This is a genomic window from Vitiosangium sp. GDMCC 1.1324 (assembly GCF_003044305.1).
GTDB lineage: Bacteria > Myxococcota > Myxococcia > Myxococcales > Myxococcaceae > Archangium.
Window position 1 is genome coordinate 47,099 of the sequence record NZ_PZOX01000014.1, and the last position, 24,318, is coordinate 71,416.

Annotated in this window: 18 protein-coding genes and 1 tRNA gene; 13 read left to right on the plus strand and 6 right to left on the minus strand. The window is 68.9% G+C overall.

The window, feature by feature from the left end:
- Positions 1-98 precede the first annotated feature (98 nt).
- Positions 99-1,238: an RsmB/NOP family class I SAM-dependent RNA methyltransferase gene (locus DAT35_RS34020; protein ID WP_233261885.1), complete on the minus strand. Its 1,140-nt coding sequence runs from the start codon at positions 1,236-1,238 to the stop codon at positions 99-101.
- A gap of 198 nt (positions 1,239-1,436) precedes the next feature.
- Between DAT35_RS34020 and DAT35_RS34025 the strand changes: the two genes are divergently transcribed.
- The 6 genes from DAT35_RS34025 (at position 1,437) to DAT35_RS34050 (ending at position 8,839) form a co-directional block, all read left to right on the plus strand.
- Positions 1,437-1,509, plus strand: a tRNA-Asn gene (locus DAT35_RS34025).
- Positions 1,510-1,636: 127 nt separating this feature from the next.
- Positions 1,637-1,987 (plus strand): hypothetical protein, encoded by a 351-nt coding sequence (locus tag DAT35_RS34030; RefSeq protein ID WP_108073057.1) that lies wholly within the window; start codon positions 1,637-1,639, stop codon positions 1,985-1,987.
- Positions 1,988-2,361: 374 nt separating this feature from the next.
- The gene (locus DAT35_RS34035) at positions 2,362-3,645 is read left to right on the plus strand and encodes a hypothetical protein (protein ID WP_146210007.1); all 1,284 of its coding nucleotides are present in this window, start codon (positions 2,362-2,364) and stop codon (positions 3,643-3,645) included.
- A complete protein-coding gene (locus DAT35_RS34040) occupies positions 3,642-5,525 on the plus strand; it encodes a hypothetical protein (RefSeq protein WP_108073061.1) in 1,884 nt (627 codons plus the stop codon). The genes DAT35_RS34035 and DAT35_RS34040 overlap by 4 nt, the downstream gene beginning before the upstream one ends.
- Positions 5,522-8,245 (plus strand): helicase-related protein, encoded by a 2,724-nt coding sequence (locus tag DAT35_RS34045; protein ID WP_108073063.1) that lies wholly within the window; start codon positions 5,522-5,524, stop codon positions 8,243-8,245. Before DAT35_RS34040 ends, DAT35_RS34045 begins: the two co-directional genes overlap by 4 nt.
- Before the next feature lie 48 nt (positions 8,246-8,293).
- A complete protein-coding gene (locus DAT35_RS34050) occupies positions 8,294-8,839 on the plus strand; it encodes a hypothetical protein (RefSeq protein WP_108073064.1) in 546 nt (181 codons plus the stop codon).
- A 233-nt stretch (positions 8,840-9,072) separates the two neighbouring features.
- Here DAT35_RS34050 and DAT35_RS34055 read toward each other — a convergent pair whose 3' ends face one another.
- On the minus strand, positions 9,073-9,546 hold the full coding sequence (locus tag DAT35_RS34055; RefSeq protein ID WP_108073066.1) for an SMI1/KNR4 family protein: 474 nt from the start codon (positions 9,544-9,546) through the stop codon (positions 9,073-9,075).
- A 513-nt stretch (positions 9,547-10,059) separates the two neighbouring features.
- Here DAT35_RS34055 and DAT35_RS34065 point away from each other — a divergent pair.
- Entirely contained in the window at positions 10,060-11,823 is a 1,764-nt protein-coding gene (locus tag DAT35_RS34065; RefSeq protein ID WP_146210008.1) for a hypothetical protein, read from the plus strand.
- A 48-nt stretch (positions 11,824-11,871) separates the two neighbouring features.
- Here DAT35_RS34065 and DAT35_RS34070 read toward each other — a convergent pair whose 3' ends face one another.
- A complete protein-coding gene (locus DAT35_RS34070) occupies positions 11,872-12,861 on the minus strand; it encodes a LysR family transcriptional regulator (RefSeq protein WP_233261886.1) in 990 nt (329 codons plus the stop codon).
- Between DAT35_RS34070 and DAT35_RS34075 the strand changes: the two genes are divergently transcribed.
- The 3 genes from DAT35_RS34075 (at position 12,860) to DAT35_RS34085 (ending at position 15,393) form a co-directional block, all read left to right on the plus strand.
- Positions 12,860-13,774, plus strand: a complete 915-nt coding sequence (locus tag DAT35_RS34075; RefSeq protein ID WP_108073070.1) for an NmrA family NAD(P)-binding protein — start codon at positions 12,860-12,862, stop codon at positions 13,772-13,774. The two genes, DAT35_RS34070 and DAT35_RS34075, sit on opposite strands and share 2 nt — an antisense overlap.
- Before the next feature lie 66 nt (positions 13,775-13,840).
- A complete protein-coding gene (locus DAT35_RS34080) occupies positions 13,841-14,386 on the plus strand; it encodes a TetR/AcrR family transcriptional regulator (protein ID WP_108073072.1) in 546 nt (181 codons plus the stop codon).
- Entirely contained in the window at positions 14,383-15,393 is a 1,011-nt protein-coding gene (locus tag DAT35_RS34085) for an SDR family NAD(P)-dependent oxidoreductase (RefSeq protein ID WP_108073074.1), read from the plus strand. The genes DAT35_RS34080 and DAT35_RS34085 overlap by 4 nt, the downstream gene beginning before the upstream one ends.
- A 71-nt stretch (positions 15,394-15,464) precedes the next feature.
- Here the strand turns inward: DAT35_RS34085 and DAT35_RS34090 are convergent, their stop codons facing one another.
- Entirely contained in the window at positions 15,465-17,078 is a 1,614-nt protein-coding gene (locus DAT35_RS34090; RefSeq protein WP_108073076.1) for a glycine--tRNA ligase, read from the minus strand.
- A gap of 91 nt (positions 17,079-17,169) precedes the next feature.
- On the minus strand, positions 17,170-18,483 hold the full coding sequence (locus tag DAT35_RS34095) for a hypothetical protein (RefSeq protein WP_108073078.1): 1,314 nt from the start codon (positions 18,481-18,483) through the stop codon (positions 17,170-17,172).
- A gap of 154 nt (positions 18,484-18,637) precedes the next feature.
- Between DAT35_RS34095 and DAT35_RS34100 the strand changes: the two genes are divergently transcribed.
- Together DAT35_RS34100 and DAT35_RS34105 are read left to right on the plus strand one after the other, a co-directional pair.
- Positions 18,638-20,020 (plus strand): MATE family efflux transporter, encoded by a 1,383-nt coding sequence (locus DAT35_RS34100; protein WP_233261887.1) that lies wholly within the window; start codon positions 18,638-18,640, stop codon positions 20,018-20,020.
- On the plus strand, positions 20,020-21,426 hold the full coding sequence (locus DAT35_RS34105) for a hypothetical protein (RefSeq protein ID WP_158502019.1): 1,407 nt from the start codon (positions 20,020-20,022) through the stop codon (positions 21,424-21,426). The genes DAT35_RS34100 and DAT35_RS34105 overlap by 1 nt, the downstream gene beginning before the upstream one ends.
- Before the next feature lie 24 nt (positions 21,427-21,450).
- Here DAT35_RS34105 and DAT35_RS34110 read toward each other — a convergent pair whose 3' ends face one another.
- Positions 21,451-22,815 (minus strand): metallopeptidase TldD-related protein, encoded by a 1,365-nt coding sequence (locus DAT35_RS34110; RefSeq protein WP_108073081.1) that lies wholly within the window; start codon positions 22,813-22,815, stop codon positions 21,451-21,453.
- A 195-nt stretch (positions 22,816-23,010) separates the two neighbouring features.
- Here DAT35_RS34110 and DAT35_RS34115 point away from each other — a divergent pair, with 195 nt between their 5' ends.
- Positions 23,011-24,282: a TldD/PmbA family protein gene (locus DAT35_RS34115; RefSeq protein WP_233261888.1), complete on the plus strand. Its 1,272-nt coding sequence runs from the start codon at positions 23,011-23,013 to the stop codon at positions 24,280-24,282.
- The last annotated feature ends 36 nt before the right edge of the window (positions 24,283-24,318 follow it).

Consider the following 24,318-nt stretch of genomic DNA (forward strand, 5'->3'; position numbering starts at 1 on the left):
CTTCGAGCTTCGAACACCCCCTGTCCGAGTGACAACCTCCCCACTCCGAGGGGGAGAGGGCCAGGGTGAGGGTGTCTGCCTCCTTGGGTTCCAACCCCCTACCCGACCACCCGCTCGAGCACAGCGGCGAAGAACCCATCGGTCCCGTGCAGGTGCGGAGCACAGAACAGGAACCCCTCCCGGACGCACGAGGGGTCCAACCACCCGGCCCCGGGAGGCACGAGCCGGAACCCGGGGACCTCGCGAAGGAACCCGAGGACCACTTCCTCGTTCTCCGCACGATTCACCGTACAGGTCGCGTAGACCAGCCGACCCCCGGGACGAACGAGACGGCCCGCACGCTCGAGGATGTCGCGCTGGACCCGAGGCAGCGCGGACAGGGACGCGGGGTCGAGGCGGAACCGCAGGTCGGGCCCCCGTCGCAGGGAGCCCAGCTCCGAGCACGGGGCATCCACGAGCACCCGGTCGGCGAGCACTCCCTCTGGAGGCGCGCGAAGCACCTGGACAATCGAGACCCCCGCCCGCGAGCACCGCTGCAGGAGCCGGTCGAGCCGCTCGGCATCCGGGTCATACGCGAGGAGCCGGCCCCGGTTCTCCATGGCGGCGCCGAGTTGGAGCGTCTTGCCTCCGGCGCCGGAGCACAGATCGAGCACGGTCTCACCGGGCCGCGCCTCGACGAGCAGGCCGAGGAGCTGACTGCCCTCATCCTGGACCTCGAAGAGGCCCTCGCGGAGAGAGTCGAGCCCATACAGGTTGGGCCTGGGACCCACGATGTGGAGCGCGAGGGGGCTGAGCGCCCCGGGCCGGGTCTCGACCCCCTCCGAGCGCAGCCGTTCCCCGAGGGCCTCACGCGTGGTGCGCAACCGATTGACCCGGAGCGTGATGGGGCCGGGGACATTGAGATGGGCGCAGAAGTCCTCGGCGGCGGGGCCGAACTCACGGATGAAGTGCTCCGCGAGCCAGTCGGGCAGCGACCACCGGAGGGCGAGCGATGGAGGCTCCTCGGAGACGAGGGCCAGGGGGGCCTGGACCCCGGAGAGCCGGACCGCCTCGCCGGCCGGGAGACCCGCGAGCCGGTGCAGGAAGGCGTAGAGGAACGCGGGGACGGGGGATTCCGGGTCACCGAGCAGGAAACCGAGCCGGCGGCGCCACAGACCGACGTTGAAGACGGCCTCGGCGAGGGCCTGACGCTGGTCGCGGGAGAGGCTCCGGTGGGCCCGGAGGGTCCGATCGAGCACCCTTTCCGCGGGCTGACCCGAGAGAACGAGGGAGAGGGCCTGGGCGGCAACGGGGGCGAGCCCATGGAGCGCCGACCAGGGAACCGAGCGAAGTCGTGAGAGCGGGTCAAAACAGGATGTTGACAGGAGAGACTCCGTTCTTTAGAAAGCACCTCGTTGTCGCGGCGGCCCACAAGGGCCAGCGCGCAGCGGACATATTCCCCGATAGCTCAGCCGGTAGAGCGGGTGACTGTTAATCACTAGGTCCGTGGTTCGAGTCCACGTCGGGGAGCAAGATTCACCAGTAATTTCAGGGCCTTGGACGAAAGTTCAAGGCCCTTTTCATTTGCCCTCCCCTGCCCGTGGGCAAAATACGGGCAACCCCTCCGGACGTTCTCCCCAATGGAGGGCGCGGGCGCATGGGTGAGAGCACGGGCAAGAGCCAGGACTACGCGAAGACGTGGGAGGGTGGGTTCATCCGCCACGACTCTAGGGGTCGCAAGGTCTACGTCATCCGCCGGATGATCAACGGGCGAAGCTACAAGGTCAGCACGCGGGCGACCACGCTCCGAGCGGCCATGGAGCAGCTCAAGCGGTTCGAGGCCGACCCAGAGCACTACAACCCGGCGGGCCCGCCCTACGAGGAAGCCGTACCGGGGAGAGGACGAGGGGATCGCGAGCGTGCTTGTGTATCCACGAAATCGGCTCTCCCGCACCTTGGTGCCAATGACGCGGCGGCCCTCTTCGCCGCTGAGGCCGCACAGGCGTAGAAGGTGAGACCTCACCTCCCATGTATCTGTCGCGTTCCCATCCTCCGGGGGCGCGACAGATGAGCCAAGGTCGCGTAGCTGCAAACGAAGTGGCTGCCGGGCCCCCCAGAAGCCCTCCGCCCGTCCACGGTCGAGGGCTTCGCCTGTTCTGGCCACGGCGCATCCTACAGGTTGAGCGGGGAGAGCAGCCTCGCCCACGCGGAGCGCCGGATCGCCGCTTCTGAGGAAAAGCGGCTATTCGATGCGGCGCCCACGCGACGACGGCCGGCGCGGCGGGGCCGCATGGCTTCGATGGCGTAGGTTGTTGATTTCGCGGCGGTCCTCCGACGATATGGTGACGTGTCCTTCGCTCTCTGGCGTTCGGCACAATGCCCATGAGCGACGCCGCCACGTACTGGTTCTCTCCCGCGCCGAGCGAGGTCACGTCCTCGCGGCTCTCGCTCGACTTCGATCTACGCGCGGCCGACCTGTTCTTCCGCGAGCTCGTGGTGCCGGAGCTCGGGCGGATCTGGTTCGTGCGGCAGCTCTCGTGGCCCCTGGCGGCACTGGCGCTTCACGAGGAGCTTGCGAGCCACGGTTCGAACGCGCCGAAGCCCACCGCCATCTGCCACGGCATCGAGGCGCTCGCCTGCAAGCTCGAGTACCTCGTCGATCCCCAGGCCCCGTCTCCGCGCATCCTCGGACGGCGCGCGTTCGGTCGTGACGCCGAGCGGGAGGTGTGGTCGTTCCATCGGCTTCGCCAGGCGTCGAACTACGTGCGGAACACGCATCGCCAGGCCGCGACGCGCGCGGTTCGCGTCGACGGCGGGCTCGGCTTCGCGCGCGGCGCGCGCTTCGATCTCCTCGAGCTGGAGCCGGTCGGCCGCGCACTCGCCAACGCTTTCCTCGACCAGCGTGTCGGCAAGGGCGGGACGAGCCTCCGCAAGTGGCTGCTCGGGTGGCTCGAGGGCGACCGGGAACTCTCCGGCTGGCCCAAGACCATGCTGCTAGCGCTCTCCCCAGAACACGCCACCGACGACGAGCGCGCGCTGGTCCGTTCACGACTCCTCGGAACGTCGACGCCAGCCAGCGAGAAGCGGCAACGGCTGGCGCGCGCGGTCGGGCGCGCGGCCGACATGCCGGACATCGAGGGCGCCGTCGTCGTTCGGCTGCGCGAGGACGGGCATCGCGATCAGGCCAACCAGGTCATCGCCGCACGCGCTTTCGGCGCCGTGCTCGACCGAGCCCGCGACGCGGTCGCGAGCCTGACCCGCGCGGTGGAGCCCGGACGCGGCGGTGTGAAGCTCGCGACCCTGGTGACCGACTCGGGCATCAAGCGGGCCTTCAAGGATCTGCGCTCGGCCACGAAGAGCTACGTGGAGAAGGCGAACACGGCCAGCGTGAACGAGCCGACGAGCCGCACCTTTGCCGACGCGGTCGTCGCCGCTGATGACAGCGAGGCCATCAGGCTGATGGTTCGTCGCGCTGGTGAGGTGCTCGGACTTGCCGATGGCTCCGTCATCCGAGGACCGCTCTTCCGTGTCGTCGACGCCACCGACGAGGCGAGCGATCTCGAGGACGGCGCAGCGAGCATCGAGCCGGATCGCACTGGCAGGACCTTCCGCATCGCGAACCTGCACGCGCTGCTGCGTGACGTCGACCAGCGAGGTGCGCGATGAGCGCCGAGACGCTGCTCGACATCTTCGTGCCGCCTGAGGGCATGGTCGGGCACAGCGCCGCCCTCGTCGCCATGACCGGCGCCGAGGACTTCCTCGAGGACGCCGTCCAGCGCTTCACGGGGCTCCGGCCGCAACAGCGCGCCGAGCTGGGGAAGGTGCTCGTGTACCTGATGCTCGACGGGCACTCGTCGTCTTCGCGGCAGGAGGTCTTCCCACCAGGGCGCATCCCCGGCCTTCACGAGTTCCAACCTCGCTCGGTCGATCGCGGCTCGCTCCTGCACGCGAAGGTCGCGCTGCTCGCGTTCGCACCGAGCCGCACTGGCGCTCCGGTCCACCTTCGCCTCGCGGTGCTCACGGCCAACTTCACGTACACCTCCGCGCGGCAGCAGCTCGAGCTGGTCTGGGTCGTCGACGTGCCGCTCGACGGCACCGCGCGCCCCGAGGACCGCGCAGACGTCGCAGCGGCGGGCGCGTTCGTGGAGACGCTCCTGGCTCGACGCTTCCACCGCGACGAGCAGAGCCTCGCGCCGAGGGACCGCAAGCTGACGGCGCGGCTTGACGTCCTTCTTTGGGCAGCTTCGTCCCTCGCGACGAATCGAAAACCCCGCTTCATTCACTCCCTCGACCGCCCGCTCTACGACCAGATCCGAGAGCGTTTCCGCAGCGCGATCGACAAGCCAAGGAACTTCCTGCTCTGCGGCTCCGGCTTCTACGAGGAGCCGTCCGGCAAGGCGCGCAAGCCCGCCGTCTTTGGCAAGCTGGAGGACCTCGGAGTGTTCACGCCGAAACCCTACCGCGTGGCGCTCGTGGAGCCTGGCAAAGCTGGCGCGGTCGCTGACTGGGCGAGGACGGGTGAAACCGAAGGCTGGGAGGTGGTTCGCCCCTTCGACGCCCTCGATCACAATCGGCACCTTCACGCGAAGTTCGTGTACGTGGGCTACCTCCGCGACGGCTACGCAAGCAACGGCTGGCTCTACCTCGGCTCCGGCAACCTCTCTCGCAGGGGCATCCTCACCCACGGCGGCACGCCCGAGGGGAACGTAGAGACCGGCGTCGTTTTCGAGGTCGCTGAACGCTTCGCACCAGAAGACCTCGAGCGCTGGCTGTTCTGGGCGCAGGACCATGCCGAGGCGGTCGACGAAGACGATTGGGCCGTTGGCCAGGTCGGTGATGCGCCCGACGCGCAGCCCATCTTGGAAGCGCCGCCGATCCTCTCCGCAACCATCGAGACGACGCCGGCTCGCCGTCTGCGCCTCCTCTGGCGCGAGGACACCGTCGGAGCGCGTGTGAGCATCTCGTGGACTGGGCGCGACTGGTTCGACGTGCAGCGAGCGGACGAGGTCCTGCTGAAGGACGACGAGAACCCGACTGCTCTCCATGTGCGTGACGAGAGCGACCGCAAGTGGGTCGTGCCCATCGTGGATGCGGCCGGTCGGGTCGGCTGGCAACCGCCGCGCTTCGACACGTACGCCGACGCGCTCGCGGCGCTCCTCGACTTCCCGATCCGCCCCGCCGAGGCCACCGACGACGATGATGGCGAAGAGAGTGATGACCGCGACACCAATGGCACGGGCACCGGGGAGGCAATCGAGCAGGAGAAGAGCTACGCGCTGCATGCCGCCGCCGAGCTCGTCGAGAAGGTGGCCGCGCTGCAGTCCGCGCTGCCCGAGTCGATGCTCGACGACTGGCTCGATCACCTCGACCGGATGTTCCGCGCGTCGTTCCCCGAAGCGCTCATCACGACCTGGCGCACGCACCGCCTCGACGTCTTCGTGCACCTCCGGGAGCCGGAGCTGCGCTCGCCGCACCTGACCGACAAGCAGCGAGCTAGGTACTTCGAGGTACTCGACGGCGCGGCCCGCTCGTGGGGGCTGCGATGAGCTTCTCGTGGGCGCGCGCGGCCACCGCGCTTCGGAGGCTCGTCACGGAGGACGCGGCCAAGTCGCGTGAGGAGCAACATCTCGACGACGGCCAGCGGGCCTCACTCACGTGGATGGCCGAGCGCCTGCCGCAGAGTGGGGTCGTGCTCGCCGACGAGGTCGGCACCGGCAAGACGCGCATCGCGTGCGCCGTGGTTCACGCAGTCCTTGAAGCGTGCGGGCGCGCGGCCGTCGTCGTCCCGCACGGGCTCATGCACCAGTGGATCGCGGAGTCGCGGAAGCTTCGCGCGAGCAGCCCGGCACCGAAGGATCTCACGACCTTTACGGAGTTCCTGCGCGAGGTGTCGCCCAACGAGGCGTCGTGGAAGGACTTCAGCCCGCGCCCCGACGAGTCTGAGTGGTGGCTCATCTCCCACGGGTTCCGCGCGCCGCTGGTCCGTAGCAACTCCAACTGGTGGCGAGCGGCGTTGCCCGCGTTCGTCGAACTGTATCTGGCGTCCCGAGCCGAGCGAGAAGATGCACGCACACGCATCGGCAAGCTCCATCGGATGATCGAGAACGCGCGGGCGTCGTGGTGGGGCTGGAACGGGATGGCTCGCATCGCGAGCGAGGTCGCGCCGCGCGTTCGCGGACGTCGTGACCTGCGTAAGCGCATCGAGGCACTGCCTCCGCTCAGCATTGCTAGCCAGAACAACGACGCGCTCCTCGCGCAGTTCGGCAACAGCGGCGACGGCCGCCCGCTGACCGAGGAACTGCTGGGCCTCTGGCTCGGCGAGTTCGACCTCCTCGTCATCGACGAAGCACACAAGAGCCGGGGCGAAGTGGATGTCGAGGACACCGCGCTCGGCGCCGCGTCCGGCACGGTGCTCGCGCGTCTGGTCGACGCGGTGTTGAAGCAGCCCGAGAACGGTCGGCGGCTCTGCCTCACGGCGACGCCGATGGAGCTCGAGCTGTCGCAGTGGCTCGACCTCCTCGGACGCGCCCGCAGCGGCCTCGACCACGAGCGCGGGCGCCAAGTAGTGAAGCGCCTCCACGACGCGGCATCCCGCGCCGCCGTGGCGCCCGACGAAGGGAGCCGTCTCGACGAGCTGTGTGCCGCCGCGAGGGACTTCACCAAGACGCTGGCTCCGCACGTGACGCGGCGTCGGCGTGACGAGGACCCGCTCGTCACGAGCTTCCGCACGGGCGCCGCGCTGCCCGAGGGACTGCCACATCCACATCGACGACTCCAGCGCGTGCAGATCGGGTGGACCGAGACGGTGGGCCAGAGCTCGCCCTGGCTCGACGTGCTCTTCGCCGCCGAGTGCATGAGCCAGAGCGCTCGGGGGCTGACGCTCAAGGACACCGCGGACTGGCCGCGCGCGGTGCGTGACGCTTACACGAAGCTATCGGCGGGGCACGTCAGCATCGACCTGTCCGAGACGAGCGAGCCGCTCCGAGTCCCCGAGCCCGGTGTCGTCGACGACCATACGCGAGGCAAGATCGCGCGTGCCACCTACTGGTATCGACGGCTGCGCGACGGCCGCAAGCGCGTGCTCGAGGGGCTGCCGCCCGTGAACGGCGCCGAGCTCGATCCCGACGCCGAGCATCCTCGCATCCTTGCTGCCGTGAAGGAGATCGAGGGGTGGACGCTGAAGCGCGAGAAGGTGCTGGTGTTCGGCGTCTTCCTACGTCCGCTTCGACTCCTGCGCGACGTACTCAACGTTCGCCACGCGCTGCGCGCTGCCGACGCGGGCAGGCCGATCGCGCACGCTGTTCACACCGACGCGTCGCTGCTCGGGATCGCGCTTCGCCAGCTCGAGCGCCTGCGCGCGGAGGGCGCGCTCTCCGGCCGCCTTTCGACGGGCAACGGCGCGGAGATGCGCCGCGCGCTCGCCGACAGCCACAAAGCCTACGAGCGACTGCGGGACAAGGTGCGCAGGCGTGCGAAGAAGCCGGTCGTCGCGTGGCGGATCGACCCGTCGCTGCTCGGCGGCGCGCCGGTCGATCGCGAGCTCGAGGGCGCGCTCGAAGACCACCTCGTGTCGTTCGTCCTCGACGACTTCCTCGCGACGACCTCGGAGTCCGACGAGGTCACCGATGAGCGCTTCGATGTGCTGACCGCCGAGTTCGTTGAAGAGCGCCTCCGTCCGCTGCTTGGCGAGCTGGGCGACGAGGACGCCAACGAGGAGCAGGCCGTGCTCCGGCAGGAGGCGCTGCGGGCGCTCCTCGAGGACGACGACGGTCGCCAGAGCTTCCACGCGCGACTGCTCCAGGGCGCCACGCGCTGGGAGACGCGGCGCTACCTCCAGGCCGCGTTCAACCGGCCCGGCGCCTCGCCGTGGGTCCTCATCGCGCAGAGCCAGGTCGGACGTGAGGGGCTCAACCTCCACGAGTCCTGCCGCGTGGTCGTGCAGTTCCACGCCGAATGGAACCCCGCCGTCCTCGAGCAGCAGATCGGGCGCGTCGATCGGAAGGGTAGCCTCTGGGAGCAGCGCGCGCAGAAGTGGCTCGCTGAGGGAGCCCAGGGCGAGCCGCCGTTCGTCGAGGTTCGGCAGCTCATCTTCGAGGGGACCTACGACGCGTTCCAGTGGGACCGCGTCATGCGCCGGCAGCACGTCTTCGACGCCAGTCTCTTCGGCTCACTCCTGCCGGCTGACGCGTGGGATCGCGTGCCCGAGGGCCGGCTGGAGGAGCTACTGGCTGCAGCGCCATCGTTCCGCCCGCCGCGCCTCAAGTAGCCGAGTCGGTGCTTCCCGAGCGACGTGAACGCGTGCGATAGGTCGAATATGGGCGGCGAGAACACGCTCGGCGAGATAATCGACCTCAACGCGACGCGACTGGTTGTCATCCACGACGAGTGGGTCGGGTACAACCCGCACTCGCCGATCGCCACGTTGTACGAGCTTCGACGCGGAGCACGTGGTGGGCTCTCGGACGAGGGCCGGCGCTTGAGCAGTCTGGCGGGTGAGCGCGTCGTCGACGTCACGATCACCGCCGGTGCCGCCAAGAAGTTCCTGGGCGCCATCGCGAGCGCCGATGTGGTCGAGGGCACGTACCAGCCGCGCCAAGAGTGGACCGACGACTATCCCCACATCGAGCTCGCCCTGCACGTTGGCGTCGGCGAGATCGAACGGAGAGGCTGCATCGCGCTCCTCTTCACGGAGTCGCAGGGAGAGTTCTACGCACCGTGGGGAGCGTGCATCGACAGGCGGATGTGGACCGTCCCGGGCGAGGAGATCGGGCGCGCCCTCGCAGCGCTCAAGGTCCCGCTGAAGCGGGCGACGCTCGACCGGATGATGCAGGAGTTCGAGCGGCAGGCAGCGCAGCGATGAGCCCCGTGGTGGACTCGAACCGGGCACGCGACAAACGGCCCCCGCATTCGTCGCGGGACAGTGCGAATCAGAGAGAGTGTCCCGGCTCACCGCGCGCAACCTGCCAGATTCGCAACTGTTCGCATGCTTGGGTCGGTGCAAGCTGAGAGAACCCGTCCCGCCGAGAGCGCTGCGAACGGGTTGGTGAACGGCTCCGAACGCGGAGCTGAAAAAGGGCGTCACAGGAAGGGATTTCACTCCCCCAGCCAGTAGAGGCCGCGCCGGGTGCGCAGCACCTGCTCCAGGAACTCCGAGAACGAGCTGGCGACCTGCTTGCAATAGGCCGGGTCCGGCCATGCCTCGTGGTCGCCGTCGAAAAGAGGGTAGCGACCATTCTCCTGGCGGCTCATGTCCACCAGCACGTAGTTGCCATCCTGCACGTCACAGAGGGCGTACACCGAGGCCGGACCCCACTTGTCATCATCCTCGCCGTAGAGAGCCACTCGTGCCCGGACGATCTCGGACAAGGGAAGCATCTGGTATGGCGAATTCGGCAGCCGCTTGATCAGCTCCGCCCCATTGCAGTGCAGATAGAAGGTCCGGAGGTCCGGATCCAGCTTCCAGCCCACCCGCTGCTCGAACGCTTCGAGCTCCTCGGGCGTGGCGGGCGGATAGGGGAAGTGGTCGCGGGAAACCTCTTCCAGCAGGCGGCTCATGGGCGTGGCCATCGTCAGTTGTCCGTGTAGGGCAGATCGGGACCCACTGTATTCCAGGGTGCTGGCCGCCGTAGCAGGCGGGATATGCCCTGTCGTACAGGTCGTGGACGCTGGGCTTGGCGGGGAAGATGTTGTTGGGGTCCACCGGAGCGCCTCCATGCTGGAGATCCCGGACGTGATGGCCGGGCCACGACTTGGCGCCATCCCCGGGCCACTCTCCGAATTTCTTGCTCCAGTCCTCTCGGAAGGACTCTCGAAACCTGTCGTCGTCTTCATCCGCCCACCCGGAACCGTCAGCCACGGCAGTTCCTTCTTTACAGCGGGCTTGGCCCCCGGTGACGGCATGGGTTTGGTCCCGAGGGAACCGCTCGATTCGTTGATGGAGCCGCACCCGGCGAGGAGCATCAGCAGTACCGCTGTCCAGCCTGGCTTCATGAGAATCCTCCTTGATGATGGTCCCCCCCGCCCAGGTACCAAAGGATTCGTGACGGCGATAGAAGGTGCCCCATGGGCGAATGGGGACAGGTGACGTTCTTCCGGACTGACGACCTCGATGCGCTCGAGCGTGCCATTGGCGACCTCTGCCTGGCGGAAGGGCTCGTGGCAGCCCCCTACGTGCGACGCAAGCGCGAGCGATGGGACAAGATGCAGTACGGGACCGGCGCAACCTCCGACCGGTGGTCCATCGCGATCGGGGCCGGCCGACTCGGCTGGTCCGTCATCAAGACCGCCCCGCTCGAGCTGCTCGCGGAGCCGGGGTCGTCGGGCGAGCATCGGCTCGGCATCATCGCGCGTGTGCTCCGGTGCGAGGCCCTGCACGTGTCGCTTTATGACGGCACGGCGATGGTGATAGCGCAGGCTGCGCCGACGGGCGAGGTCGTGCTGTCGGGATACTCGATGGACGGCCTGAGCTTCCACGGTGTCGAAATCGACGAGGAGCGCATCAAGCCCAGGATTGAGAGCGGGGAGGTGCCGCGCTCCGTACACGAGGCGCTCGAGCGCTACCTCTCCGACGGCTTCGATGAGCTGCTCGAACAACTCGCCGACCGGCGATGGGCCGACGTCTCGCTCGCGCTCATCGAGGGTGACAAGGTGCCATCTGCGAGCGTGTTGTCATTCGTGCGTCCCGCGCTCGACAAGATGCCGCCGCTCCGTGTGAAGCTCGCGGTGGAGGAGCACCCGCTCGGCACACGATACGTGCTCGACGATGGAGTGTGGTTGACCGACACCAGCATCGACGCGGCCGATGCGTCGGTGGGGGCCGCGTTCGTCCGCAAGGTCGCGAGCTGGCTCGAGGTACCGGTCACACTCGAACCCGGCGTGCCGCGTTCGTCGTTCTGCGTGCGCGCGGCGCCGAGCGAGAGCGTGCGGCGCGTCGGCGTCGAGACAGAGTTGCTGTCCATCGGCTCCCAGGATGGTGTCGATCTGCTCCTCCACGTCGCGCGAGGCGTCGGCATCGCCGAGTTCGAGGAGCGCAGCCCGCACCAGCGGCGACGCCTTGTCGACCTCTTCGCGCGTGCGCTCGTCGGTGCACGTGTGAACACCGATGCGGCATACCGCGGCTTCGAGCGCGTCATCACGGAGCCTACATCGCTAGCCTTCGGCGCATTCGCGGGCGAGCGCCTCGTCACGGCATGGTGGCGGCGAGGGAAGTCGGCCATTGCGATAGAAGGCAGGGACATTTTCGAGCTGCCGGGGCTCTGCACAGCGATCGCCAGCACGTCTCGACGGATCGCCCTCTCGCTCGTCACTCCGGGTTTCGTCAACGAGCGCTCCCAGGGCTACGGGCAGGATGATGCCGCGGTCATCGTCATCATTGACGTCGATACGGGGCAGGTGCACGAGGTGCTCCGCAGCGACGAGCACCTGAAGTTCGGTTTCACGCACCTGTGCTTCGCGGGTGACGTGCTCGGTGTCCGGGCCGAGCGCGACGGAATGCCAATCATCGTGACGCTCGACGGCGGCAAGCGGAAGGAGCTCCCAGGGGACTTCCAGCAGTGGGCGCGCGAGGCGATGCGGGTCCCTCCCTCGGTCGACAACCTCTATTCGACATATGAGCTGCCAATGCTCTGGGCCGGACCGGATGCGGTCGTGGCCGTCGAGGAGCGAGCGCGCGACAGCGGGCGCACGGACGAGGGCGCGACACTCGTCCTGCTCAACCTGCGCACGAATGAGCGGCGCCCCCTCTTCGACGCAGCGGGCCTCGAGCCGCTCGCGTGCTCCGCGAGCGGTGCACGGTGCCTCGCGAAAATCGATTCCCGGAGACTCTTCGTCGGGAACCGGACCTGAGCGCCCTCTTGGTCTGACAGCTCCCCGTGCCCCTCGCTGCCGGCGGCGTCATTCGCGGCGACCCTCTCGCCCCCTCCGTCTCTGTTCCAGTGGGAGCATCGGTTCTACGAGCGCGGCCAGCGCGTCGACGAAGAGTCTGACCTTCGCGGGGAGGTGCTGCCGGCTCGGGTAGACGGCATACACAGTGCGAAGCATCGCGGGCTCTGGACCGAAGAGGACCTGGAGGCGTCCCTCGCGCACGGCATCCCTGCACACGATCGCCGGGAGTCGTGCAATGCCAACACCAGCGATCGCGGCGTCGCATGCGGCTTCGAGATCGTTGAACACCAGCACGGGCTCGATTTTCGACTGCACACCCGAAACAGCCCATGTCTCGAATGGCCTGGTGCCAATACAGCGCGCAGTGCGGAAAGTCTTCGCGCTTGGTGTTCCGTGCGCTGCAAGAAACTTCGGGCTCGCGACGTAATAGACGTGCGCTTCACCGAGCTTCCTCGCGACGAGCGAGGAGTCGTCCAGGTCCCCCACTCGAATGGCGAGGTCGAAGCCCTCCTCGATGAGGTTGACACGGCGATCGGCGAGTACCACCTCGACTCGCACCTTCTGATAGCGATTGAGGAAATCGGCGATGACTGGAGCCAGGAAGCGGCGGCCGTAGAGCACTGGCGCCGACACCCGCAACAAGCCTGCCGGCTCTGCTTGCCGCTGCTGCACTTCGTTGTTGGCTTCGTCAATCTGCGCCGCGATAGCGGAGCACCGCTCGTAGTAGGTGGCTCCGACGTCTGTCACGCGGATGCGGCGCGTCGTCCGCTCGAGCAGCCGCACGCCCAGTTGCTCCTCGAGCTTGGCGAGCCGCTCGCTCACGGTCTGCTTGGTGAGGCCGAGTTGCTGCGCTGCTCGTGTGAAGCTGCCCTCTCGAACGACGGTGGCGTAGAGGAGCATGTCGCCAGGCAAGATCATGATTGTCTGATCCTGCCTGACAAACCGTTCGATGCAAGGCGCATTGTCCGGACGCGGGGACGACAGCATCTTGTAGCCCATGGACACCAAGCTCATCGTCGTGGTCGGTGGCGCCGGCAAGCTCGGCCGCCTCATCGTGAACTCTCTCCTCGCTCATCCAGACACCCGGGTCCGGGCCCTGGTGCGAAATCCAGGCAAGCCCGAGGTCGCGGCTCTCGCGCAAGACCGGGTCGAGCTGGCAGCTTTCGATGCCGTCAGCGCCGATGACGAAGCACGCGCGGACGCGGTGCGCGGCGCGTTTACCGTCGTGTCGGCGTTGCAAGGTTTCGGGCCCGACATCATCATCGACGCGCAGCTCTCGCTGATCCGAGCCGCGAAGGCCGCTGGAGCCCGGCGCTTCATTCCCTCGGCCTTCGCCTACGACTTCTTCACGCTTCCCGCGGGTATCAACGTGCACTCCGACTGGCGCCGGACGCTCGGAGAGAGCGCGCGGAGCGAAGTCTCGGATTCGTTCGAAGTCGTCCACGTGCTCCAGGGAATGTTCGCCGATCGCAACGTGCTCGGCTTCCTCGGACTGTTCGACGGCGAGAAGGGCATCGTCCGCTACTGGGGCGATGGGACGACGCCCATCGACTGGACGACGTGGGAGGACACGGCTCGCTTCACCGCCGCGGCCGCGCTCGATGAACGGAAGGTGCCGGAGCGCCTCTTCGTGTCCGGCGACCGGATGGACATCCTCACCTTCGCGAAGACGTGGGAATCGATCCGCGGCAGAAAGCTCTCCCGCGAACGGCTCGGATCGCTCGAGGAGCTTGAGCGCGAGACGAAGCGCCGCATCGCACAGGAGCCGCGCAACGTCCCCGCCTGGCTCCCTCTCATGTACGCGCGCGGCGTCTTCGGCGGTCAAGCGTTGCTGGGGCCGAGCCACAACTCCCGCTACCCGGAGATCCACGCGGAGAACCTGGCCGCGGCCATCGCTCGGGGAGCACTCTGATACCGGGTGCGGCACGCCGACGGCCGGGGACTTGATACTCAACCGTCTGGACGGTACAGTTTCTCCATGCAGACACGCCCCTCTCGTCGAGAAGCCCTGCTGGAAGCCGCCGCGCGCATCGTGCGGCGTGATGGTTATGAGGCGTTGTCCCTGGATGCCGTGGCCGCGGAGGCGGGCCTGAGCAAAGGGGGACTCCTGTACCACTTCCCGTCCAAGGAGGCCCTGGTCGCGGCGCTCGTGGAGCAGCTCGTGGAGTCCTTCGAGACGGCCCACGCGGATGCAGCGGCGGCCGGCCCCCCCGGGCCCGGGGCCTGGAGCCGCGCCTACGTGCGGGCAACCCTGGACAGACCCGGGGAGGAGGACGCCGTTTCCGTCGCGATCCTCGCGGCCGTGGCGATGAACCCAGCGCTGCTCCAGCCGCTGCGTCAACGCTACTCCGCCTGGAATGAGGCACTCAGACGGGATGGCTTGCCAGGGGTTGATGCCTGGGTGGTCCGGCTCGCGGTCGACGGGCTCTGGCTGAGCGACCTTCTGGGCTTCGAGCCCCCGACGGGCAAGATCCGCTCCCGTGTCGTCGCGCGTCTGCTGGAGCTGGCGGGAGGGCAGCCATGAACCGGTGGATTCCTCGCTGGCTGGCCTGGGGAATGGTCATCGCCTCCTTCCCGGTGTGGAGCGGCGTCTTCGTTGCTCCATTCCTGCCCTTGCCCGCCGAGCAGCGCGCCCTGGTGGCTGCACTCTCCGTGGGCCTGGGAGAGGGACTCTTCTGGGTGGGGGGCGCGCTGCTGGGGAAGGAAGTGCTCGCGCGGCTGCGCAAGCCCAAGGTGAACACGGGGAATAGCTTCGCGGGCCGCCGTGCCCTGGTCCTCGGTGCTTCGGGAGGGTTGGGCGAGGCGATTGCGCGCGCCCTCCACCGGGAGGGAGCCTCCGTCGGGCTGGTGGTCCGAGACCCCGTCAAGGTCCAGGTGCTGGCCACGGAGCTCGCGGCGCCGGTACTCCAGGCAGACCTCACCGACGCCGCCTCGCTGGAGCGGGCCGCGGCATCCTTCGGAGCGTTCGACCTGCTGATCAACGCCTCTGGCCAGGACACGCGTCAGTCCTTCGCCAGCCACACGCCCGAGCAGCTCCAGCGCGAGCTGGCGGTCAACCTGGCCGGGCCCATGCTGGCCCTGCGCGCCTTCCTGCCCCACCTGCGCGAGCGGGGTGTGGCCCTGCTGCTGGGGGGCTTCGGGGATGGACGGCTGGCCTTCCCCTACTACACCGCCGATGTCGCCGCCCGTGCGGGCCTGGCGGCATTCAGCGAGGCCCTCAACCGGGAGCTGGCGCTGGAGGGGAGAGACATCGTGGTGAGCTATCTCTGCCCCGAGCCCGCCGACACAGAGGCTGAGCGGCCCTTTACCCGGCTCTGGCAGGAATTGGGCACGAAGGTGGTGGCCCCCTCAGCGGTGGCCGACTTCGTGCTCCAGAGCGCGCTGGCCCGCCGCAAGGTCGCCATCATGGGGAGAGCGACTGCGCTGCTGTCCATGATCAACGCGCTCTCGCCCGCACTCGCCGATCTGCTCGCCCTGCGCCGGATCGGGCGCGCCCTCCGGGAGGCCTTCGGCCGCAAGGCCCTGGTGTAGAATGAATGACTCCACCAGGAGAGGCATCCGCCCCCCTGGTGGAGAAATCCACCGCTTCGGCCTGACGCCGCCTACTGCATCTTCTCGCGCAGGTAGGTCTCGAGCTCGGAGATGGCCACGCGCTCCTGCGCCATGCTGTCGCGGTGGCGCACGGTGACCGTGTCCTTGAGCGATGTGTCCTTCCCCTCGCCCAGCGTGTCGAAGTCGACCGTGATGCAGAACGGCGTGCCGATCTCATCCTGGCGCCGGTAGAGCTTCCCGATCGCGCCGGTGTCGTCGTAGACGGTGCGCATCGAACCCGTCGACTGGAGCTTCCTCCGGATGCTCTTCGCGGTGTTGACGATCTCCGGATTGTTCTTCTTGAGCGGAAGCACCGCCACCTTGATGGGCGCCAGGTGCGGCTTGAAGTGCAGCACCGTCCGGTAGAACTCGTCGACCACCGGGTCCACCTGGCCGCGCAGCTTCTTCGCCACCTCGATGCTCTCCGCGCCGGGCAGCGAGAGCAGCCCCGTGATGGACGGCAGCCGCTCGCCGAGCGCCTGGGCGATCCGCTCGCCCTCGGCGATGATGGTCTCCTTCGCCTGGGCCGAAAGCTTCTCGTTGCGGCCCACCGACTTGAGGAACGTGCCGAGCGCCTCTTCCACCGGCTTCAGGCGGTCCGCCGGAGCGGGCTTCACCTGCTCCTCCGCGTAGGCCTCGCTCAGGATCGCGAGCACGCCGCGGTCCACGCCGGCCGACGGCTCAATCACGAAGGGCACCACGTGCTGCTTCGTCTCGGGATCGAAATAGGTGAGCTTCTCCGTGCTGTGCGCGTTGGGGCTGACCCGCGCCTTCAGCCCGAGCGCGCCCTGGTCCTTGCTGTGCGATCCCAGGTCGTAGTCGGTGCGGTTGGCGATGCCCTCGAGCTCCTCCAGTCCGTGCGGGAAGCGGTAGAGCAGGTCCACCGTCGCCTTGGCGTAGTGGGCGAGCTCGTTGGGCTTCTGGTGGTACGGCTCGAGGTTCTGCCGGGACAGGCCCACCGACAGCCACCAGTTGATCCGATCCTCCACCCACTTCTTGTGCCAGGCCTCGTCCTCGCCCGGGCGGACGAAGAACTCGATCTCCATCTGCTCGAACTCGCGGACGCGGAAGATGAAGTTGCGCGGGGTGATCTCGTTGCGGAACGCCTTGCCAATCTGCGCGATGCCGAACGGGAGCTTGCGCGACGTGGAGTCGAGCACGTGCTTGAAGTTGACGAAGATGCCCTGTGCCGTCTCGGGACGCAGGTACGAGAAGGACTCGGGGTCCGGCACCGGTCCGACCTGCGTCTTGAACATCAGGTTGAACGGGCGCGGCTCGGTGAGATCCGTCGACGCGCAGTTCGGGCACTTGCCGGAGATCTGATCCGCGCGCCAGCGCATCTTGCAGTTCTTGCAGTCGACCATCGGGTCCACGAAGGTCTCTTCGTGGCCCGAGTAGCGCCAGGCCAGCTTGTTCATCAGGATCGCCGCGTCGATCCCCTCCATGTCCTCGCGCTCCCAGACGTTGGCGCGCCACCAGGCGAGCTTGAGGTTGTTCTTCAGCTCGACGCCCAGCGGGCCGTAGTCGTAGGTGCCCTGAAGGCCGCCGTAGATCGCCGAGCCGGGAAAGATGAATCCCCGGCGCTTACACAGGGAAACCAACTGCTCCATCGTCTGCGCGGACATCGAACTGTTACTCCTTCGCGTGCCAGATCGGCAAGGTGCGGCAGCCTACACCGACTGGCGCGGAAGAGAGTGGCCCCGCGTTGGGCACCGTTCAGGCGCCGACGAGGGCGCGCTTCGCCACGAGCGCGGTGAGCACGTCCCGCATCCGCTCGCGCGACCACACCACCGAGCCGCCCTGGCGCTCCTCCACCGCCTCGTCCAGCAGAGCCCCCACCCGGTGCGAGCCCCCACCCGACAGCCGCTGGAGCAGCTCCACCAGCCCGCGGCTCTCCGGGAAGCACGTCACGTTGCCGTTGGCCGCCACGGCCAGCTCCCCGCTGGCGAGCTTGCGCCAGACGAGTCCCGCGTGTGTGGCCAACTTCATCGCCCGTGCCTCGTCGAGCACCGCTCCCGAGTCGGGCGGAGGCACCTGCAGGAAGCCGCTCCCGCTCACGTACCTCAGCCACGAGAGCTCCATCTCCCGCTCCAGGCCTCCGTCCACCAGCCGCTTCAGCCCCTCGACCGCGCGCCGGGTGGAGTCGCGCAGGCTCTCGGGCAGGGCGCCCGCCAGCTCCTGACGGCGCGCCGGCTCGTAGGCCGTGAAGGACATGTCCTCCTCGAGCGGCGGCAGCACCGCCTCGAACACCTTGTCCGGCATGCTGTCCACCAGCGGCGAGGTGTTCAGGTAGATGGCCAGGTTGTTGGTGACCGACAACCCCCCGGTCCCCTCCGCGCAGTGCCAGAAGGAGCCCGGCCAGTAGAAGAGATCGCCCGGCTCGCCCTCCAGCGCCATGGCCGGCGGAGGCAGCTCCGTGAAGCTGCGAATCTGGAGCGTGAAGTCGAGCGACTCCGGATCCAACCCGCCCTTCGTGTAGGGGAGCAGCGACTCATAGGTCCACAGCAGCATGCGCTTGTGGCCCTCGGCGATGAACGCGAAGTTGCCCGTCACGTCCTTGTGCACGCCAAAGGGAGTCTCGCGATAGTCCCCGGCGAAGATGTCCGAGTCGATCCTCCAGGGCGGCAGGCCGATCTCCTGGAACAGGCCGTCGGTGAACTGGCGGTAGCGCTCGAAGATGAGGTTCGACCGGCTCTGCAGCCCACTCATGTGGAAGCAGAAGCTCTGGCCCTTCGTCTCCTGGCGCATGCGGCGGGCCCAGCCCTCGAAGGAGCCGTCCTCCTGGCGCGGCATGTAGGGGAGCTGCACCATGAGCTGTCCGCGCTCGATGGCCACTCGCGAGGGGCGGGGACGCATCCACGCTCCGGCCGTCGGGGCATACCGGACCGTCTCCTCCGAGGCGACACGGAAGAGTTCCTCCGGAGAGGCCAGGAGCTCGCCACCGAAGACCTTCTTGAAGACCCGAGGCTGCTTGCCCCAGACCTCCCGCGCAAAGCTCTTCCAGAAACCGGTGGGGGGCTGAAAGCTCATGGCGTCCTTTCCCCACCGTCCGGAGGAGGGGAACGGCGGGCAGAAGCTCGATGGGGGGCGCTCAACGCTAGGCGATGCCCGGTGCGAAGTACAGACGCCCTCCATGGGCCCGGGTCGCGGCGACTCGGCCGGGTGCGCTAGCCTCCCCACTCCCATGTCCCCCCCGACAGCCGTCTCCTCCCGCAGTGAAGAGCTCCGGGAGTTGTGGAAGCTCGCCATCCCCATCGCCATCGCCCAGGCGGGCCAGTCGCTCATGGGATTCGTGGACACGGCCGTGCTGGCTCGCGCGGGCACGTCCATCCTCGCGGCCGTGGCCCTGTCCAACGCCGCCCTCTTCGTGGTGGGCAGCTTCGGCGTGGGCCTGATGATCGGCGTGGACCCGCTCGTGTCCCAGGCGATGGGCGCCGGCAATCCCTCCCGGGCCCGGACCCTGCTCTGGCAGGGCAGCTACCTGGCGGTGCTCGCGGGCCTGGTGCTCGCGGTGCCGGTGGTGGTCGTTCCCCGGTTGCTGCCGCACTTCGGGTGGGGCTTCGAGGAGCTCCCCCACGTCCAGGACTACCTCACCTGGCGCGCCCCTGGTCTGCCCCTGATGATGCTCTTCATCACCACGCGGGCCTACCTCCAGGCCGTGGGGCGCACCGGCGTGCTCGTGGTGGCCACCGTGGTCGCCAACCTCTTCAACCTCGCGGCCGACATCCTGCTCGTCTTCGGCGGAGCGGACCTGCCCGCCTTCTTCGGTCCGCTGCGCGCGGTGCCCGCCATGGGCGCCAAGGGCGCGGCCATCGCCACCACGCTGTGCACCCTGGTGCAGTGGCTCATCGTGAGTGTGGCCGTGCGCCGCGTGCCCGTTTCCGGTGGAGCGCCCTCGCGGCGGCCCGTGCCGGCGGACATGCTCCAGGCCCTCCGGGTGGGCGTGCCCATCGGGCTGCAGATCATCGCGGACGAGGGCATTCACGCCCTCACCAGTGTGCTCGCGCGAGGGCTCGGCCCGGAGAGCGTCAGCGCGCATCAGATCGCCATCTCCTACAGCATCTTCTCCTTCACGGTGGCCGTGGGCATCGGCAACGCGGCCAGTGTGCGCGTGGGCTGGGCGGTGGGGGCTCGCAACGCGTCCCAGGCGCGGCTCAGCGGGCAGCTCGCGCTCTTCTCCGGCGCCTGCTTCATGGCGTGCAGTGGGCTCCTCTTCGTGCTCTTCCCCGAACAGCTCGCCCGGTTGATTGGCGCCGCGCCCGACGTCGTCTCCCTCCTGGTTCCGCTGCTGATGGTGCTGGCCCTCTTCCAGCTCTCGGACGGCGTGCTGGCCGTGGGCTCGGGCGTGCTGCGCGGCATGGGCGAGACGCGCTTCCCCTCCACCGCCGTCCTGGTGGGCCATTACCTGGTCGGCCTGCCCGTGGGCCTGGTACTGGCCGTCGTGCTGAACTACGGCGTGGTGGGCCTCTGGGTCGGCCTGTGCGTGGGACTGGCCACCGTGGCACTCGCCATCCTCTGGCGCTTCGAGCGCCTGAGCACCGGCCCCCTCCAGCCTCTGGAGGCATAGTGCTAACCTCCTCCTCCATGCTGGCCCCCCCCGCTCCCGCCCCCCTCTCACCGGCCCAGGGTGAGCCCTCGCTCGCGCTCCCCCGCTCCTTCTGGAAGGACTTCGCGAAGCGGTACTGGGATCGCGAGCCGGTCCTCTTCCGGGGCCTGTTCCAGGCCCACTTCCCCTCCACCGAGGAGATCTTCGCCGCCGCCGTGGAGGCCAGCGCCCGCAGCCTGCGCGACGAGTACCCGCCCATGAGCGTCGTGCGCTTCTTCGTCGAGCACGAGGACAGCCCCGATGGGATGCCGTACTACTCGCTGATCTTCCCGCTCACGAAGAAGCACCTGCCGCTGCCCGAGGACCGCAGCGCCAACGACTACGTGGAGCGCGTCACCCGGAACCTGGGAGGCAAGCGCTTCGGCCTCGTCCTCAACCGCGCCCAGTGCCACCACTGGGGCCACTGGCTGCAGATGCGCAGCTTCCTGTCCGGCTTCCATGAGGCCGTGGGCGTGCCCCTGGGTCTCAGCGACTCGTGCGTCTTCTTCGGCAACTACCTCTACACGCCCTTCGGTGTGCACAAGGACGACCTGCACATCTTCTACTTCGTCGTCGAGGGGCAGAAGACCATGAGCATGTGGCCCTTCGAGCTGCTCTCCGGACGCGAGGAGGTGCCGAAGGATCCGGGCTTCATCCACCGGCCGGGCGCCATCGCCCTGCGCGACAAGGCCGATGAGAAGCAGGTGCTCGCCCAGGCCACCACCCTGGTGGGCCGCGCCGGAGACCTGATGTACTGGCCGGCCTCCTACTGGCACCGCGCCGAGCCCTCCCAGGGGTTGGCCATCAGCGCCTCGCTCGGGGTGAACTTCCAGCCTCCGGAGTTCGCCGGCCGCGCGCCCAAGGGCCAGTGGCCCGGCCGCCTGCGCCACACCGAGCTGCCCGGGAGTGGCGCCTGGCGCGTACCGGCCTCCGTGCGCAAGTCCATCCAGCAGCGGACCCGGCGCGAGGAACTGCTCGCCGCAGAGCGTGAGCAGCTTTCCGACTGGACCCGCTACCTCACCGCTGGAGCCCTGCTGGGCTCCCCTCCCGAGGCCACGGGCGAAGCGCCCCTCACCCCGAAGGAGTGGATCCGCACCAGCCCCCAGCGCCCCATCGTCGCCGTCTCGCTGCCCAAGGGGCAGGTGCTGCTCTCCGCCAACGGCCACTCCACCACCCTGTCGCCGTCCCCCACGGTGCGCCGCCGGATCGACGCGCTCCTCAAGGCCCTCAACAGCGGCAAACCCCAGCACGTGGAGGCGCTCGAGGAGGCCTTCTTCACCCGGCTGACGGCGCGCGGATTCAACACGCGGGCCTTCCGCTCGCTGCTCCAGGACCTGGTGCGCTGGCGCGCCGTGTCGCGCTGCGAGCCGCTCGTGGCCCGCCGCTGAGCCGCACCGTGCCCGGAGAGATGCTCATCCCCCCAACAGCGGCGGGAGGATGAGCGTCGGAGTGCCACACCCCTCGGCAGTGGGGAAGAACGTCAGGTCCGACCCCACGCCTCGCAGTCCACGGAACGTCTCCAGCACGGGCAGGTTCAGCTCCACCGGGGCGATCCTCCGCACGCGCCGGCCCTCGTGGACCTCCCAGCCTCCCGCCATCAAGGACACCGTGCCCGGACGCGGCATCGTGGTGAACATCTCCACGCGCGCCACCAGCTCCGTGTGGCGCTCGGGGAGCGCATCGCCGCGAGGGACGATGAAGAGGTTGAGCGCCGAGGGCACCGGCGCGGAGGACTCGAAGCGCAGGCCACGGCCGTTGGGCTCCGCGCCGAGCCGTGCCGCCGTCCCGGCCGAGTGGAGGAAGCCCTGGAGCCGCCCCTCCTCGACGAGCCGCAACCGGCGCGTGGGCACTCCCTCGTCATCGGAGCCTCGTCGCCAAGCACCCAGGGGATGGAGCGGATCGTCCTCGACGCCGAGCACCGAGGGAAAGAGCTTCTTTCCAACCGCGCGGGAGAGGGCGGGTGTCGACGCCACCACGTCCCCCCGCAGCAGCCAGGCCAGCCCCGCGACGAGCGGCGCCGCGACCGCGGGCCGGAGCACGAGGGGCAGACCCGGGTCCACCGCTTCCGCGGGTCCCTCCAGGGCCTCGACAGCCTGAGCGAGCCGCTCCCGCAAGGAGGTGATGGCCCAGTCCTCCGCCACCGGCGAGGCCACCGCGTCCACGATGGCCCCGCGCGATGTCTCACAGCGCACGAACGCCTCCTCGCGCGAGTCCGAGCCGAACCGAAGGGTGCCGTCGCCCCGCACGAGCACCCTCCAGCTCACGGTTCGTGCGAGCACCACCGCCTGGACCACGACGCCGGGCGGAACCACCGTGTGGACGAGCAGCTCCGCGAGCCACTGCATCCGCTGAGCCGGGAGTTCCGGAAGCGGGGGCGGCACGTCTTCATCCAGGCCTGGTGCCACGACAGGCGGAGCGGCGGAGCCCGGCCCCATCCGAACCAGCGCCAGGGACAGCACACGCTCGAGGTCCTCGGGCGCGCCGACGGGCAACACCGCGTGCCCGGAACGCTCTCCCTGCCACACTCGCGCCGCCGCCGACAGCGAGTCGCCCCGGTTGAAGGTGAGGCCCCCCGTGCGAGCCTCGTACTCCAGCGTCAGCCCCCGGCTCGCCGTGAGGAACAGCTCGGAGGAGGAAACGTCATGCCTTCGTGAGAACGCGGTCAGCGCATCCCGAGCCCACCCGGCCAACACACGCGGCGCCATGGCCGCGCCCACCTCACGCCCATCCGCGCCGGTCTCCGGCATCTCGCTCTCCGCGCTCACTCCACCCATCATGCCCCATCCCCTCTCCCTACCCGAGTGGCTACCGGCGGGACGGGTGACTCCCGGCGGCGCTTTTCGCGGACTGGTCCGACCATCGGACCACTTGCTCGAAACCAGGCCCGGAGGGCTGCCTGCCCTCGAGTCGTTCGTCCCCCGTCAACGGGCTCGCCGCGAATGGGTTAAAAAGGTGCTCGGAGGCACATCGTCTTGCGGGACTGGTTCGTGGAGCGGCGCGAGGTGACCGAGGTCGTCTACCAGCGCTCGGGATTGCGTGTGCAGTCGCCCGTGCTCGAGCGCGGTTTCGCGGCCCGCCAGGACGTGCCCGGTGGCAGTGAGCAGACCTGGGCCGAGGTGGCGGGAGGCTCGCTCCCAGCAGGTGCCCTGCCCTCGGAGGTGCTGACTCCGGCGCGCGAGCTGCTCGGACCCGAGTCGCCCCCGTGGAACGAGAGCGCGGCGACGGAGCTGGTGCGTCGGCTCGTGGACACGGCCCGCGCCGCCGGCGCCGCGCACCTGGATGTGCTGCTGCGGGAGGTGGATCAACACACCCTCTTCGCCACCGAGTCCCTCCAGGCCAGGGACCGGCGCCGCTACGCGCTGCTCGAGGTGAAGGCGTACCACGCCACCGAGGCGGGCATGGCCGAGCTGTGGCGCTGCGCGGCCCGGCCGGACGGTGCGGCGATGCGCGCGGCCCTGCCCGAACTCGAGGCCCTGGTGGCCGGACTTGCGCGCCAGCTCCAGGAGTGCACTCCCGTCGTGCCGTGCCCCACGGGTCCGCTGCCCGTGGTGTTCCCTCCCGGTGCCGCCTCCGCCTGCTTCTTCCACGAGGTGTGTGGCCATCCCATGGAGGGAGACGTCATCGCCCGGGGTGGCTCGTACCTGGCCCACCGGCTCGGACAGCGCGTCGCCGAGCCGTTCCTCTCCGTCTCCGACAATCCGACCGACGGACATGGGGCGCTCGCCTACTCCTGGGATGACGAGGGCCAGGCCGCCCAGCCCGTGCACCTCATCCGCGAGGGCGTCGTCGGCGCACCGCTGCTCGATGTGCGGAGCGCCGGAGCCCTGGGCCGCGCCCCCAACGGCCATGGCCGGCGGGTGGGCTTCAAGCACCCTCCCCTGCCTCGCATGGCGCACACCTGCGTCGAGCCCCACCAGGGCTCGCTGGAGGGACTCCTGGCCGACATCTCCTATGGGCTGATGATCCGCCACCTGACGCCCCGCCACATGAACCTGCTGTCGGGGGACTTCAGCTTCTCCATCGTCGAGGCCCAGGAGATCCGCGACGGCCGGCTGGGACGGCTCGTGGGGCCGGGCATCCTGCGCGGCAACGGCCTGGAGGCGCTGGCGGCCATCGACGCCGTGGGCGCGGACTTCCAGAACCTCTTCGCCACGCGCGGCTGCCGCAAGCTGAATCACGGCCCGCTGCCCGTCTCCTTCGGACAGCCCACCGTGCGCTTCCGGCGGCTGCACGTTCATCCCTGAAAGGCCGGGACCCGCTCACCCCGTGGGGGCGTGGCG